Source organism: Streptomyces sp. NPDC085944 (genome assembly GCF_040686295.1).
Classification (GTDB): Bacteria; Actinomycetota; Actinomycetes; order Streptomycetales; family Streptomycetaceae; genus Streptomyces; species Streptomyces salinarius.
The window spans coordinates 1-1,089 of record NZ_JBFBJX010000054.1; the positions used below are offsets into that span (position 1 = coordinate 1).

The window sequence follows — 1,089 nt, forward strand, 5'->3', positions numbered from 1 at the left end:
ACGGAACGATCGCCGCCGAAGGCACCGCCGAGGAACTGAAGCGACTCGTCCCCGGCGGACACGTCCGGCTCCGCTTCACCGACCCCGACACCTACCGCGCCGCCACCACCGCTCTGCCCGGCAGCACCGGGGACGACGAGGCACTGGCCCTGCAGATCCCCAGCGACGGCAGCCAGCGCGCCCTGCGCACCGTCCTCGACCGCCTGGACGGCGCGGGCGTCGAGGCCGACGAACTCACCGTCCACACACCCGACCTCGACGACGTCTTCTTCGCCCTCACCGGCGGCACCGCCGTCCCCGCCCGAACCGCTCAGCCCGCCCCGTCCGACGCGACCAAGGAGACGGTCCGATGACCACGCCCGGCCTCGCCGCCCGCAACTCCTCCACCATGCTGCGCCGCAACCTCCTGCACGCCCGCCGCTACCCCTCCCTCACCCTCAACCTCCTGCTCACACCGGTCATGCTCCTGCTCCTCTTCGTCTACGTCTTCGGCGACACGATGAGCGCCGGCATCGGCGGCGGCGCCGACCGGTCCGCGTACATCGCGTACCTCGTGCCGGGCCTGCTCCTGATGACCATCGGGTCCACCACGATCGGCACCGCCGTCTCCGTCTCCAACGACATGACCGAGGGCATCATCGCCCGCTTCCGGACCATGCCCATCCACCGCGGTTCCGTGATCACCGGGCACGTGATCGGCAGCGTGCTGCAGTCGGTCATCAGCGTCGTCCTCGTCGGCGCCGTCGCCGTGGCCATCGGCTTCCGCTCCACCGACGCCACCGCCCTGGAGTGGCTGGCCGCCTTCGGGCTCGTGGTGCTCTTCACACTGGCACTCACCTGGATCGCCGTCGGGATGGGCCTGGTCAGCCCGAACGCCGAGGCCGCCAGCAACAACGCCCTGCCGCTGATCTTCCTGCCACTGATCTCCAGCGCCTTCGTGCCCATCGACTCGATGCCGGGCTGGTTCCGGCCGATCGCCGAGTACCAGCCGTTCACACCGGCCATCGAGACCCTGCGCGGCCTGCTCCTCGGCACCGGAATCGGCCACAACGGCTGGCTCGCCCTCGGCTGGTGCCTCGCCCTGACCGC

At 70.9% G+C, this 1,089-nt stretch carries 1 protein-coding gene and 1 pseudogene; both read left to right on the top strand.

The genetic code is table 11. The features are described 5' to 3' along the window. A pseudogene (locus AB0P07_RS36725) lies at nucleotides 1–353 on the top strand (ABC transporter); the annotation flags it as partial. Beyond that, a partial coding sequence (locus AB0P07_RS36730) for an ABC transporter permease (protein WP_365558765.1) occupies nucleotides 350–1,089 on the top strand: 740 nt, incomplete at its 3' end. The pseudogene AB0P07_RS36725 and the gene AB0P07_RS36730, both read left to right, overlap by 4 nt.